This is a genomic window from Pseudomonas lini (assembly GCF_964063345.1).
Taxonomy (GTDB): Bacteria; Pseudomonadota; Gammaproteobacteria; order Pseudomonadales; family Pseudomonadaceae; genus Aquipseudomonas; species Aquipseudomonas lini_B.
The window spans coordinates 2,962,123-2,974,619 of record NZ_OZ061318.1 but is presented as its reverse complement, the minus strand read 5'-3'; the positions used below and the strand labels follow the sequence as shown (position 1 = coordinate 2,974,619).

The 12,497-nt window shown below is 59.7% G+C and carries 12 protein-coding genes; 5 read left to right on the top strand and 7 right to left on the bottom strand.

The annotated features are described in order from the left end of the window. Positions 1 to 223 precede the first annotated feature (223 nt). On the top strand, positions 224 to 856 hold the full coding sequence (locus AB3226_RS13515) for a LysE family transporter (RefSeq protein WP_367373405.1): 633 nt from the start codon (positions 224 to 226) through the stop codon (positions 854 to 856). Between the two features lie 213 nt (positions 857 to 1,069). Here the strand turns inward: AB3226_RS13515 and AB3226_RS13510 are convergent, their stop codons facing one another. From AB3226_RS13510 to AB3226_RS13490, 5 genes are all read right to left on the bottom strand, one after another. Next, positions 1,070 to 1,813 carry a penicillin-binding protein activator LpoB gene (locus AB3226_RS13510; protein WP_367373404.1) on the bottom strand — a complete coding sequence of 248 codons (744 nt, stop codon included), beginning with the start codon at positions 1,811 to 1,813 and terminating at the stop codon, positions 1,070 to 1,072. 3 nt (positions 1,814 to 1,816) lie between these two features. Further along, positions 1,817 to 2,404, bottom strand: a complete 588-nt coding sequence (gene lpoB, locus AB3226_RS13505; RefSeq protein ID WP_007899345.1) for a penicillin-binding protein activator LpoB — start codon at positions 2,402 to 2,404, stop codon at positions 1,817 to 1,819. A gap of 39 nt (positions 2,405 to 2,443) precedes the next feature. Further along, complete coding sequence (locus AB3226_RS13500; protein WP_367373403.1) at positions 2,444 to 2,815, bottom strand: DUF1425 domain-containing protein; 372 nt, start codon at positions 2,813 to 2,815, stop codon at positions 2,444 to 2,446. Between the two features lie 15 nt (positions 2,816 to 2,830). Further along, positions 2,831 to 4,225, bottom strand: a complete 1,395-nt coding sequence (locus AB3226_RS13495) for a COG3014 family protein (RefSeq protein WP_367373402.1) — start codon at positions 4,223 to 4,225, stop codon at positions 2,831 to 2,833. Between the two features lie 205 nt (positions 4,226 to 4,430). Continuing rightward, positions 4,431 to 5,828 (bottom strand): COG3014 family protein, encoded by a 1,398-nt coding sequence (locus AB3226_RS13490; RefSeq protein ID WP_367373401.1) that lies wholly within the window; start codon positions 5,826 to 5,828, stop codon positions 4,431 to 4,433. Positions 5,829 to 5,981: 153 nt separating this feature from the next. Here AB3226_RS13490 and AB3226_RS13485 point away from each other — a divergent pair, with 153 nt between their 5' ends. Both AB3226_RS13485 and AB3226_RS13480 read left to right on the top strand, forming a co-directional pair. Continuing rightward, positions 5,982 to 7,880: an FTR1 family protein gene (locus tag AB3226_RS13485; protein WP_367373400.1), complete on the top strand. Its 1,899-nt coding sequence runs from the start codon at positions 5,982 to 5,984 to the stop codon at positions 7,878 to 7,880. 106 nt (positions 7,881 to 7,986) lie between these two features. Then, positions 7,987 to 8,442, top strand: coding sequence for a YaiI/YqxD family protein (locus AB3226_RS13480; RefSeq protein WP_367373399.1), 456 nt, complete (start codon positions 7,987 to 7,989; stop codon positions 8,440 to 8,442). A gap of 125 nt (positions 8,443 to 8,567) precedes the next feature. Here the strand turns inward: AB3226_RS13480 and elbB are convergent, their stop codons facing one another. Continuing rightward, positions 8,568 to 9,236 carry an isoprenoid biosynthesis glyoxalase ElbB gene (gene elbB / locus AB3226_RS13475; RefSeq protein ID WP_201061312.1) on the bottom strand — a complete coding sequence of 223 codons (669 nt, stop codon included), beginning with the start codon at positions 9,234 to 9,236 and terminating at the stop codon, positions 8,568 to 8,570. A 114-nt stretch (positions 9,237 to 9,350) separates the two neighbouring features. Between elbB and AB3226_RS13470 the strand changes: the two genes are divergently transcribed. Continuing rightward, positions 9,351 to 10,586 carry a sterol desaturase family protein gene (locus tag AB3226_RS13470; RefSeq protein WP_367373398.1) on the top strand — a complete coding sequence of 412 codons (1,236 nt, stop codon included), beginning with the start codon at positions 9,351 to 9,353 and terminating at the stop codon, positions 10,584 to 10,586. Here the strand turns inward: AB3226_RS13470 and AB3226_RS13465 are convergent. Continuing rightward, positions 10,567 to 11,199, bottom strand: coding sequence for a DedA family protein (locus AB3226_RS13465; RefSeq protein ID WP_008076083.1), 633 nt, complete (start codon positions 11,197 to 11,199; stop codon positions 10,567 to 10,569). The two genes, AB3226_RS13470 and AB3226_RS13465, sit on opposite strands and share 20 nt — an antisense overlap. Before the next feature lie 274 nt (positions 11,200 to 11,473). On the opposite strand from AB3226_RS13465, the gene hemB reads away from it, so the two are divergent. Continuing rightward, complete coding sequence (gene hemB / locus AB3226_RS13460) at positions 11,474 to 12,487, top strand: porphobilinogen synthase (RefSeq protein ID WP_008076082.1); 1,014 nt, start codon at positions 11,474 to 11,476, stop codon at positions 12,485 to 12,487. Positions 12,488 to 12,497 lie beyond the last annotated feature (10 nt).

Here is a 12,497-nt window from a genome sequence, read left to right as displayed (position 1 = left end):
CGGGCAAGCCCGCTCCCACAGTTTTCGGGTTGAATTGCAGGTTTGTGATCAGACCGAAACCCTGTGGGAGCGAGCATGCTCGCGATGGCGGTTCGCCAGACGATAGCTCCTTCAAGCCATAAACACTGGTCGGCAGTCGCCATGTCCTGCAAAAAATCGGTAGTCATCGGCCCAAAGGCGCATTAGCTTAGACGTCTGTCACGAGTCTGAGTCGAGGTGTGCGATGGTGCTTCAAACATGGCTGGCGTTTTTTGCCGCCTGCTGGGTGATCAGTCTTTCTCCCGGTGCCGGCGCCATTGCGTCGATGTCCAGCGGTTTGCGCTACGGTTTCTGGCGCGGTTACTGGAACGCACTGGGCTTGCAACTGGGCCTGGCGGCGCAGATTGCGATTGTCGCTGCCGGTGTGGGAGCGATCCTTGCGACTTCGGCCACGGCTTTCTATGCGATCAAATGGTTTGGCGTGGCTTACCTGGTCTACCTCGCGGTCAAGCAATGGCGCGCGCTGCCCAATGAGATGAACGACGACGCTGCCATCCGGCAGATCGGCAAGCCGATGGCGCTGGTGTTTCGCGGTTTTCTGGTGAACGTCAGCAACCCCAAGGCCTTGGTGTTCATGCTCGCGGTGCTGCCGCAATTCATCGACCCCCACGCACCACTGGTGGCCCAGTACCTGATCCTCGGCGTGACCATGATTTGTGTCGACCTGATCGTCATGGCCGGCTACACCGGGCTGGCGGCCAAAGTACTGCGTTTGTTGCGCACACCCAAACAGCAAAAACGCATGAACCGCACCTTTGCCGGGCTGTTCATCGGCGCGGCGGCGTTCATGGCGACCCTGCGCAAAGCCGCGGTGTAAACCTTCAGGCACAAAAAAGGCGACCTCTTACAGGTCGCCTTTTTCATTGTGGAGAGCGAGCTTTTGTGGCGAGGGAGCTTGCTCCCGCTCGGCTGCGTAGCAGTCGTAAAGCCGACTGACACGGTTTGCCTGACACTACCGGAGGAATGGTTTTGGGGCCGCTACGCGGCCCAACGGGAGCAAGCTCCCTCGCCACAGGTACCTACTGAAATATCAGTGCAGAATCACCGGCGCCGTATCCCGCGGCAAGTTATTGCGCTGCGGCGCCTGCCCCGGCTGCTCATAGCCACCGCCACCGAGCTGTTGGCTCAGTTGCGCAGCCACATCCTCACCCAGTGCCTTGGACACATCACGTACCACCCGTGGGCGGTTCAGCGAAATCTTGATATCCCGGCCATTCACCAGTTTGGTGTCCTGACCTTCACCCATCGCCGTGAAAGCCGAGGTGATCTCATAGGTCTTGGTGTTGATCAAGCTGAAGTCCGCCACCAGCGTCAGCCCCAGCACTGCCGAATAACTGTCGGTGTTGGCCAGCTCGTTCATGTCGCGGGTGAAGTCGATGTCCGACACGGTGCCGAACAGCACGTAGTCGGCACCTTTGAAGCTACCAGCCTTGATCCGCTTGATCACGTCATACACGTCACCTTTGGACGATGCTGTGTAAGGCGTGCCTTGCACCAGCTGAAACATGCCGGTGCGCAGAATCTCGCCCTTGATGTCGCCGGTGAATTTGCGCAGTTCACCTTGCTCGATGTAGCTGCTGGTTGCTTCGTACTCTTCGTAACTGGACGAACCACTGGCGCTGTAATAGCTCTGGCTGTGGTTGCTCTGGGCCGAAACAGTGTGGACGTATTGCTCCACCCGTTCCTGATACGCCAGGTCCGCTACTGCGACTTTCGGGGCCGCTTGCACGCTGAACGCGCAAGCCAGGGCCATCATGCCAATCCATGCGCGCATCGATTAACGCTCCGTGGTTTTGCGAATCTCTTTTTCGTCCATCCATTCGGCCAGACCGCTTTCAACGTCGATCAATTGCAGGCTGAATTTGTAGAAGACGTCCTTGTAATCGCTGCTGCGCTTGACGATCGAGCTGATCGAACCTTCGATGCGATACTGGGCAGCGATCATGTTGCCAGTCTTGGCAACGGTGCTTTTCTTGTACAGGCCGCTCTGGTTTTGCAACTTGAGCTGGTCAACCTGGCTTTGCATGGCGGTGTTGTCGCTGGCGAAGCGGGCGACGCCGGTCTTCATCAACTGGGTCTTGATGCTGGTGGTGATTTCGCGGGTATCGATGTACTCGCTGGTCTTGTTCTTCACGTCGTAAACCTGAACCACCGGCCGGCCTTGCAGGATGCCGGACTGGGCCAGGGAGCGGGTCATGGATTCGGCGATCATCTGCAGGTCGGTGGAGCCGAACTCGTTGGTCACGGTTTCCACGGCCTTGGTGTCGCCGTAGCTGATGTTTTTGCTGCCCAGGGTCGGCGAAGTGTTGGCGCAACCGCTGGCCAGAAGGGCGATGACGGCGATGAACGAAAAGCGTGCAAACATGGGAATGCTCTCTAGAACTGAACGAATAGGGTGTCGGGCTTAAGGCGTTTTGATTTCGAGACGGAAATCCACGGCTTTGGCGGTTGGCGCAATGGCCTGAATGAAACTGGTCTGCTCGCCGTACATCAGCTGGCTTTTCCAGGTTTCTTCTTCGGCAACCGGGAAGCCTTCAGGGCCGAGCCAGGCAAAACGGTAGTAGAAGGTCTTGTTGTTGTAGCTGGTGTTGCTCAACTGGGCATTGACCGTCATGAAGCCGTTTTCCCGGGCCACGCGCATGGCGCCGACCACGATGTTCTTGAGCTTGCCCATGGCCACGACCTTGCTGGCAGCGCTGCCAGGCTCCGGCGGTGGCGGGGTGGCGCAACCGGCCAGCAAGGCCAGGGCGACGACAGCGATGAGTTTGAAGCGCATGCAAAGACTCCGTTCTTAAGGTTGTTTGAGGCTGGCCACGGCGGTCGGGTTGGCGCTCGGGATCACGTGCGCAGCCACGCCGCTGGCGAATACCTGATTGCCCACGGCGCGCAGGGTGATGACCTGAAAGCGCTGATCAACAGTGACCTTGACCACCGAGCCGCCCACGGCACTCGGCAGCGTGAGGCTGTGCTCGCCTTTCTTCAAGCGCAGACGCACTACCTGAGTGTTGTCCGGCAGCGTACGCCACGTACGGGTATCGGCACCTTCGAGCACGGCTGAAGTGATGCCGACTGCAAGGCCTGCCAGCGGGTTGGTTTCGTTGATCTGCTTCTGCGCCACGCCACGGGTGATTGCCCGCACGGTAGTGCGCAGGATGATGCCCGGCATGTCATCACGCAGCGCGCGACGGGACATGGCGGTGGTGCTGTTGAGTTGCGTCAGATTCAGCTGCTGACCGTCCACGCCGATCTGGGCGAAGGTGGCAGTGGAGGTATCCGGCTTGATGATCGGGAACGACAGCGGCGTGATCACCACGTTGTTGCTGATCGGCAATGGCAGCGGAATGCGGATCGAGTCGCGGGACGGCGCCAGACCGCTTTGCACGACGATCAGGATGTCGCTGTTCTCGTCCTTGGCGGGTTTGTCGAGATTCACCAGCGCCTGTTCCAGCAGCGGCGTGTTAGGACGCAGTTCGGCGGCTTTGCGATAACCTGGCGCCGCCAGATCTTTCTCGCCCAGGGCTTCATAGACGAAGCCGGCCAGGTAATGGCTGAACGCACTCTGGTAGCTGTTTTTCAAGCCGACCACTTCCGGCGCGTCGAGGCTGGCCACCGGGTAACCCTGAAGATCCTTGTACTGGGTTTTGACGCCTTCTTTTTCGGCTTGCTCTTCGCTCTTGAGGTATTCCTTGTCGCGCAGGTCGGCGATCACTGCTTCACGTTCGTGAGTCTTCTTGATCGCGGTGCGCGCGCCGTCGAAGTCGTTCACTGCCAGCAGGTTGAGGGCCATCTGCGTGGTCAGCATGACTTTTTCGTAGTCATAGCCTTCGTAACGACGAACCTTGTCGTTGACCAGGAAGCTGCCGAACTGAGCTAGGTATTTGTCGGTGTCGAGCTTGACCGAGTCCTCCCACTTGCCCACCACCTGATCGGCGCTGGTCCAGGCGTTCTGGCTGCCGGACAAGTCGCCCTTGGCGCGCAGCAGTTCACCTTTCTCGAAGTAATAGAGCAGGTCTTTGTCTTTGCTGGAGTTGTTCTTTTCCAGCAGGGTCAATGCGGCGTCGACGTTGCCGGCAGCCAGTTGCTGGTTGGTTTGCGCAAGTTCCGAATCGTAGTTACGAAAGGCCGAACAGCCGGAAAGCAACGTGACAGCGCTGAGCGCGATCAAGGTGGGGGCGCGGAATGCCATAAGGGGTACGTCTTCCCTGAATATAAGCAGCCGCGTGCGGGTCGGGCTGTTGGGACCTATCGGCAGGGCTGTTGGCCTCCTGCCAATTCCTCATAAAAAGAGGAGCTTAAATGCCGAATCGTAATAACTGCGGCGCGGCATTATAAACAGGGATGCTGGCTATGTAATGGCTTTTTAATTACATCTTTTCACAATGTGCCACTACTTATTTCTGGCCTGATACCGGCGCTGGCGAGGTGAGCTCGTAAGTCGTTCCGACGATAAATGCCACGGTGTTTATCGTGCGCAGGTTGATGACTTGAAAGTCGCGGTCGATGCGCAGGGTAACCGGCGCGGTGCCGGGCGCGTTCGGCGCGATGAACAGGTGTTCACCTTTTTTCAGCCGCAAACGCGCGACCAGGGTTTTGTCCGGCAGGGTGCGCCATGTGCGGGTGTCGGCCTCCTCGAATGGGTCTTCGCGGGTGACCACCAGCGATGCTTTGGCCGGGTTGCGTTGGTTTTCCTCGGCCTGGCCGATAGCCGCCATGTTAGCGCGGAACATGGCCCGCGAGATGATGGCGGGCATGTCATCACGCAAGGTGCGCAACGCCATGTCAGTGACGCTGTTGAGTGCGGTCAGCGGCCGTTTGCGACCATCGACGATGATGTGGTCGAACGTTGGCGTGATGCTGTCCGGGATCATCACCGGGAAAGAAATCGGGGCAACGATCACCAGGTTTTCGTTGAGCCGTACCGGAATCGGCACGCGCACCGAGCTGCGTGCCGGCGCCAGGCCGCTTTGGACGATGATTAACACATCACTTTCATCGGCTTTTGCCGGCGGCTTGTCGAGGTTGCGCAGCGCCTGCTCGAGAAACGCCAGGTTCGGGCGCAATTCAATTGCCTGGCGATAGCCCGGCGCGGCGAGAGCGCGTTCGCCGAGGGCTTCGTAGGTGAAGCCAGCCAGGTAATGACTGAACGCACTCTGATAGCCGTTCTTCAGCTCGATGACGGCTGGCGCATCGAGGGTGGTCACCGGGTAGCCCTGCAGATCCTTGTAGCGCACCGAAATGCCCTGGGCCTTGGCCTGCTCCTCGAGCTCTTCGTACTGCCGCTCGCGCTGACGGGCAATCAGCGCTTCGCGTTCGTGGGTTTTCTTGATGTCGGCGCGGGCGCCGTCGAAGTCATTCGCAGCCAATTGGTTGAGGGCCATTTGGGTGGTCAACATGACTTTTTCGTAGTCGTAACCTTCGTAGCGACGCAGTTTGTCATTGACCAGCATGGTGCCCATTTCATTGCCAAACCGTGTGAGCAGTTTCATTGCGCCGGAGGGCACCGCTTCTTCGCGCTGGAACACCATCTGGTCGGCACTGCGCCAGGCTTTCTGGCTCTGCGGCAGCGCACTGGCGACACTCAGGATGGCGCCTTTCTCGAAGTAATAGAGCAGATCCTTGTCTTCCCAGGGATTGTGCGATTCCACCAGGTCCAGCGCACCCTGAAGGTTACCCGCCAATAGTTGATCGTTGGTCTGTTGCATCTCCTGATCGTAATTTCGGTACGCGGCACATCCACTCAGTTGCAGGGCGAGGCTCAGCAGCAGTGAGAAAAAGAGGCAGGAGCGCATGGACGATGATTCTTCCCTGATCGGATTACGCGAGGAGGTAGTAATTGGCCGCTGAATGTATACGCAGCTGCGCAGGAAATACCAACAAAGCTTGAGTGAAACTCATTGGGAGTGAACAATGTGTTACTTCGTATTTCCATTTGAGATTTATTCATGATTGCCTCATCTCGTTTTCTGGCGTGGCTCGTGCTGCCGGTGATCGCGTTCTGCAGCTTCAATGCGCTGGCCGAAACCGCGGAAGGTGCGCCCAAGGCCCTGCATTTGCTCGATTACATTGGCGCTGATTACCCGGCGACGGTCGAGGCGGGCAAAATCATCGATGAGTCTGAATACCGCGAACAGCAGGAATTCCTCAAGGTGCTGCAAGGTTTGATCGCCGATTTGCCGGCCAAACCCGAACGCGCAGAACTGGAGCAAGGCGTCGGCAGCCTTGGCGTTGCAATCGCCGCTCGCAAGGAGGGCGCAGACGTCGCCCGTCAGGCGCGGCAGCTGGGGGCAAAACTGGCGGTGACCTATGAGGTCAGCCAGGCTCCGGTTATCACGCCGGATCCGACTCGCGGCGCGCCGCTGTATGCCCAGCAATGCTCGGTGTGCCATGGCGATGCGGGCGCCGGTGATGGCCCGGCAGGTGTCGGCATGACGCCGCCGCCGGCCAATCTGCGCGATGCCGTGCGACTGGACCGTCTGAGCCTCTATGCGATCTACAACACGCTGGGCATGGGCGTTGAAGGCACCGACATGCCGGCCTTCGCCGATCAATTGGATGATCGTCAACGTTGGGACCTGGCGACCTACATCGCCAGCTTCAGCGCCGACCCGGCTGCGGCAAAATCCGAGAAAACCTACAACATCGCCGACCTGGCACGTCAGACGCCAGCCGAAGTGCAGGCCGCCGAAGGTCCGCAAGCAGCCGCGACCTTCCGCGCGCAACGAGCGCAACCGCCGCAGGTCAAGCGTGGCCCGGGACAGTTGCTGGATTACACGGCAGCCACCTTGGACAAGAGCATCGCAGCCTACCGTGCCGGCGAACACGACCAGGCTTACGACCTGTCGGTGGCCGCGTACCTGGAAGGCTTCGAGCTGGTCGAAAGCTCCCTGGACAACGTCGACGCCAACGTGCGCAAAGACACCGAGAAGTCCCTGATGGCTTACCGTCAATCGTTGCAGGACGGTTTACCGGTGGCCCAGGCCGAGCAGCGTCTGGAGGCGGCCAAGGCCAAATTGAAAGAGTCCGCTGGCCTGCTTGGCAGTGATGGCTTGAGTTGGTCGCTGAGCTACATTTCCGGCCTGTTGATTTTGTTGCGAGAAGGTCTGGAAGCGATTCTGGTGCTCGCGGCGATCCTCGCGTTCCTGCGCAATACCGGTCAGCAATCGGCGGTGCGCAGCGTCAACATCGGTTGGGGGCTGGCGCTGCTGGCCGGGCTGGCGACCTGGGCGGTGGCAGCGTATGTGATCGACGTCAGCGGTGCCCAGCGTGAACTGCTGGAAGGCGCGACGGCGTTGTTTGCCAGTGTCATGGTGCTCTGGCTCGGCGTGTGGATGCACGACCGTCGCCACGCGGCGGCCTGGCAGGATTACATCAAGAGCAGCCTGGTGAGCGGTGGCGGGCGTTTCGGGTTTGCGATCCTGGCGTTCTTCTCGGTGTATCGCGAGCTGTTCGAAGTGATCCTGTTTTACGAAACCCTGTGGTTGCAGGCCGGGCCGGCAGGGCACAACGCCGTAATGGCGGGCGGGGCGACGGCGCTGGTATTGCTGATCGGTCTGGCCTGGGTGATTCTGCGCGGCTCGGCGAAACTGCCGTTGGCGTTGTTCTTCGGCATCAATGCCGGTTTGCTCTGCGCGTTGTCGGTGGTGTTTGCCGGGCATGGGGTGAAGGCATTGCAGGAAGCCGGGATCTTCGGCACGCGGCCGGTGCCGTTCTTTGACTTCGACTGGCTGGGGATCCACGCTGATGCGTATTCGCTGAGTGCTCAGGCCGTGGCGATCATTGCGATCATCGTGTTGTACAGCCGTAGCCGGATGGCCGAGAAGCGTAGGGTGTCGGCTTCTTAAAAGCATTCGCTGCGCTCACAATCGCGGGCAAGCCCGCTCCCACAGGTTCAGCGCTAACCTTGTGGGAGCGGGCTTGCCCGCGATGCTTTTCAACAGAGGAAACAATATGCGCGTGTGGATCGATGCCGACGCTTGCCCTCGGGCAGCCAAGGATCTGGTGGTGAAATTTGCCCTCAAGCGCCAGTTCGAAGTGGTGCTGGTGGCTGGTCAGCCGCAGATCAAACCGGGCCTCGCCCTGGTGAAGCTGATCGTGGTGCCCAGCGGTCCAGATGCCGCCGATGATTACCTGGTGGAATACGCGGTACCGGGTGAACTGGTGATTTGCAGTGATGTGCCGCTGGCGGATCGGCTGGTGAAGAAAGGTGTTGCGGCGCTGGATCCACGGGGCAAGGAGTTCGATGCGCAGAACATGGGCGATCGACTGGCGGTGCGTAACCTGTTCACCGATCTGCGCGAGCAGGGTCAGATGAACGGCGGACCGGCACCGTTTGGCGACCGTGAGAAGCAGGCGTTCGCCAATGCGCTGGACCGGATACTTACGCGGTTGTCGCGCAAGTCTTAAGCAAGACGGTAATGATCGTTCCCACGCTCTGCGTGGGAATGCCTCAATGGACGCTCTGCGTCCGCTTTGGGACGCAGAGCGTCCCGGGCTGCATTCCCACGCGGAGCGTAGGAACGATCACAGTGTTACTCGTCGTTTTCGTGGGTCAGTTCCAGTACGCGGTCGACCAGTTTGTTGATGCCGGAAGCAGCCTCGCTGATCGATTGCGCCAGCATGTACGCCGGAGTGCTCACCAGCTTGCGCGCCTTGTCTTCGACGATGTCGGTCACTGCGCACTCGGCATGCGTGGCGCCCATTTTGTTCATCGCGGCGGCGGTATCGGCATCGTTGCCGATGGTGCAGGTCACACCCGGGCCGTAGATCTTGGCCGCCAGGGCCGGCGAGATGCAGATCAGCCCCACCGGTTTGCCGGCCTCGGCGAACGCTTCGGTCAACGCCAGGACGTCAGGCTGAACGCTGCATCCGGCGCCTTCGACGGCAAAGTTCGACAGGTTCTTGGCCGAGCCGAATCCGCCTGGAACAATCAACGCATCGAAGTCTTCGACGCTGGCGTCACGGATATCCTTGATGTTGCCCCGGGCGATCCGTGCCGATTCCACCAGCACGTTGCGCGCCTCGGGCATTTCTTCGCCGGTCAGGTGGTTGATCACATGCAATTGCGCGATATTGGGTGCGAAACACTGCACCTGGGCGCCGCGCTGGTCCAGCCGCAGCAGGGTGATCACGCTTTCGTGGATCTCGGCGCCGTCGTACACGCCGCAGCCGGAAAGGATCACTGCAATTTTTTTGCTCATGGGCTTTTCTCCAGATTCATGGCGTTAAATGTCCACTAATTTGTCACTCGTTGCCATAGGGTTAATACGCGGCTACACCTAATCTCTGCTGAACGATTCTGATCAGGGCGCGTCATGGACTTCATTCTGTATGCGGTGCCGTTTTTCTTTGTGCTGATTGCGGTCGAGTTGCTGGCCGACCGTTGGCGCGGGGTGAGCAATTACCGCGTGGCAGACGCGATCAACAGCGTCAGCACCGGCGTGCTGTCGACTACCACGGGCCTGTTGACCAAAGGCGTCGGCCTGGTGACTTATGCCTTCGCCCTGAAGCACCTGGCCGTGATCGAGTTGTCGGCCGACAGTGTCTGGGTCTGGGTGTTTGCTTTCGTCTTCTACGACTTCTGCTATTACTGGCTGCACCGCATGGGCCACGAGCGCAACATCCTCTGGGCCGCCCACTCGGTGCATCACCAGAGCGAGGATTACAACCTCTCCACAGCCTTGCGCCAGACCAGCACCGGGTTTCTGTTGAGCTGGATTTTCTATCTGCCCATGGCCGTGCTCGGTGTGCCGCTGGTGGTGTTTGTCAGCGTTGCGGCGCTGAATCTGCTGTACCAATTCTGGGTGCATACCCGGCACATTCCCAAGCTCGGCTGGTTCGAGTGGTTCTTCGTTACGCCGTCCAATCATCGGGCTCACCATGCACAGAATGCTCTTTACATGGATCGCAACTACGGCGGGGTGTTCATTATTTGGGACCGTCTATTTGGCTCGTTCCAGGAAGAGGACGACAACGAGCCGGTGATTTTCGGCGTGACCACGCCGCTGGCGAGCTGGAATCCATTGTGGGCAAACGTGCAGTTCTATGCGCAGCTGTGGGATGACGCCCGGCGCGCCGAAAGCGGGTGGGACAAGCTGCGGATCTGGTTCATGCGCACCGGTTGGCGGCCAGCGGATGTGGCGGCCAAATACCCGATGAACAAACCGGACCTGAGCCAGTTCCGCAAGTTCGAGGTGCCGCTGGACGGGCGCCAGCGGTGGTATGTGGCGCTACAGTTTTGCGTCTACATCGCCTTGGGCAGTTACTTGATGAACCTGGAACAGAGCTTGCCGGTCTCGGCCCTGGTGTTGGGCTGGGGTGCCGTGGCGTGGGGGCTGTTTGTGTTGGGCGTGGCCCTGGAAAATCGCCCGCAGGCACTGAAGCTGGAGCTGTTGCGGCTGGCGTCGAACCTGCCGCTGGTATGGCTGGCGCCAATGGTCGGGCTATGGCCGGGCAGTGCGGTGGGCTGGGTGGGGCTGCTCAGTTACAGCCTGCTCAGCGGAATCGGTCTCTACTGTTGTAGAAACCGCTTCACTCGATGGGCGTCGTAGGTTCGCTGGACTTGGCCTGTTCGGCTTTCAACGCTTGCTCGTCGGCGTAGATCTTCTTCGCCAGACGGGCATTCTTGAAGCGCCGCCGCAGCCACAGGCAAAAGCCCAGTACCAGCAGGGCACCCAGCACCCACAGCTCATACTTCTTGACGCTGCCCAGCATGCCTTCGAGCACTGCGCCGAAGTGATAGGCGGCGGAAGCCAGCGCGGCGGCCCAGATCGCCGCGCCAATCCCGTTGAGCAGCAGATAGCGTCCCGGCGGATAGCCCGACAGACCGATCGCCACCGGCATCACGGTGCGCAAGCCGTAGACAAAGCGGAAGCTCAGCACCCAGATATCCGGGTGTTTGCGGATATGTTCCAGCGCCCGATCACCCATCAGTTGCCAGCGCGGTTTGCGCGCCAGCAATTTGCGCCCGTGCTTTCGCCCCAGGAAGTACCACAGCTGATCGCCGGCATAACTGCCGAGGAACGCCACGAGCATCACCACCTTGATGTCCATGTATCCACGGAACGCAAGGAAGCCCGCGAGCACCAGGATGGTTTCGCCTTCGAAGAACGTGCCGAGAAAGAGGGCGAAGTAGCCGAATTCCTGAAGAAATTGTTGGAGCATTGTCTGGGTGCTGGCGAAATGAACGCGCAGCCTAACCCCTCGGACACATTCAGGAAAGTGTCAAAATGTGTCTCGACGTGAACATTTCCTACAAGGACAATGGAATGCGGCTACCTGTCACAGGGGGGCACGGGTGTCTCGTCCTGAAGTCAGGTTCAAGCCGCCGCTGCAGTTGAACAGTGACTTCAAGACGAGACACTTATGTAATACGTTCGTCATAATGGCCGCTTATAACTGTCACGCTCGCCCGCCAGCGCGGGCTCAGGAGTCTGCCGTGAGCTTTACCCCCGCCAACCGTTTGTTTCCTGCAACCCGCCTGCGTCGCAACCGTCGTGATGATTTCTCGCGTCGACTGGTCCGTGAAAACGTGTTGACCGTCGACGATCTGATTTTGCCGGTGTTCGTGCTGGACGGTGAAAACCGTCGAGAAGCGGTGGCCTCGATGCCGGGCGTCGAACGCCTGACCATCGATTTGTTGCTTGAAGAAGCGGCCAAGTGGGTCGAGTTGGGGATTCCGGCGCTGGCATTGTTTCCGGTGACGCCACCGGAGCTCAAATCCCTGGACGCCGCTGAAGCCTGGAACCCGGACGGTATCGCCCAGCGCGCTACCCGAGCCCTGCGTGACCGGTTCCCGGAGTTGGGTGTGATTACCGACGTCGCTCTGGACCCGTTCACCACCCACGGGCAGGACGGCATTCTCGATGAAGAAGGCTACGTGCAGAACGACATTACCGTCGACGCACTGGTTAAGCAGGCTTTGTCCCACGCTGAAGCCGGCGCTCAGGTGGTGGCCCCGTCGGACATGATGGACGGTCGCATCCAGGCGATCCGCGAGGCGCTCGAGCTGGCCGATCACGTCAACGTGCGGATCATGGCTTACTCGGCCAAGTACGCCAGCGCCTATTACGGCCCGTTCCGCGACGCGGTGGGTTCGGCGCTGAACCTGGGCAAGGCCAACAAGGCCTCCTATCAAATGGACCCGGCCAACAGCAACGAAGCCCTGCACGAAGTGGCGGCGGACTTGTCAGAAGGCGCGGACATGGTCATGGTCAAGCCGGGCATGCCGTATCTGGATATCCTTTACCGGGTCAAGGAAGAGTTCAAAGTGCCGACCTTTGTGTATCAGGTCAGCGGCGAATACGCCATGCACATGGCGGCGATCCAGAATGGCTGGTTGAGCGAAGGGGTTATCCTCGAATCCCTGACCGCTTTTAAACGTGCAGGCGCTGATGGCATCCTGACCTACTTTGCCGTCCGTGCCGCTCAATTGTTACGAGAGCAAAAATAGCCCTCCCAGG

Bases quoted from the DNA above. Each gene is read 5' to 3' on its own strand.
- AB3226_RS13495 (WP_367373402.1), bottom strand. From the start codon at position 4,225: ATGGCATTCCGCGCCCCCACCTTGATCGCGCTCAGCGCTGTCACGTTG.
- elbB (WP_201061312.1), bottom strand. From the start codon at position 9,236: ATGAGCAAAAAAATTGCAGTGATCCTTTCCGGCTGCGGCGTGTACGAC.
- lpoB (WP_007899345.1), bottom strand. From the start codon at position 2,404: ATGTTTGCACGCTTTTCGTTCATCGCCGTCATCGCCCTTCTGGCCAGC.
- AB3226_RS13510 (WP_367373404.1), bottom strand. From the start codon at position 1,813: ATGCGCGCATGGATTGGCATGATGGCCCTGGCTTGCGCGTTCAGCGTG.
- AB3226_RS13515 (WP_367373405.1), top strand. From the start codon at position 224: ATGGTGCTTCAAACATGGCTGGCGTTTTTTGCCGCCTGCTGGGTGATC.
- AB3226_RS13485 (WP_367373400.1), top strand. From the start codon at position 5,982: ATGATTGCCTCATCTCGTTTTCTGGCGTGGCTCGTGCTGCCGGTGATC.
- AB3226_RS13490 (WP_367373401.1), bottom strand. From the start codon at position 5,828: ATGCGCTCCTGCCTCTTTTTCTCACTGCTGCTGAGCCTCGCCCTGCAA.
- AB3226_RS13465 (WP_008076083.1), bottom strand. From the start codon at position 11,199: ATGCTCCAACAATTTCTTCAGGAATTCGGCTACTTCGCCCTCTTTCTC.
- AB3226_RS13480 (WP_367373399.1), top strand. From the start codon at position 7,987: ATGCGCGTGTGGATCGATGCCGACGCTTGCCCTCGGGCAGCCAAGGAT.
- AB3226_RS13470 (WP_367373398.1), top strand. From the start codon at position 9,351: ATGGACTTCATTCTGTATGCGGTGCCGTTTTTCTTTGTGCTGATTGCG.
- AB3226_RS13500 (WP_367373403.1), bottom strand. From the start codon at position 2,815: ATGCGCTTCAAACTCATCGCTGTCGTCGCCCTGGCCTTGCTGGCCGGT.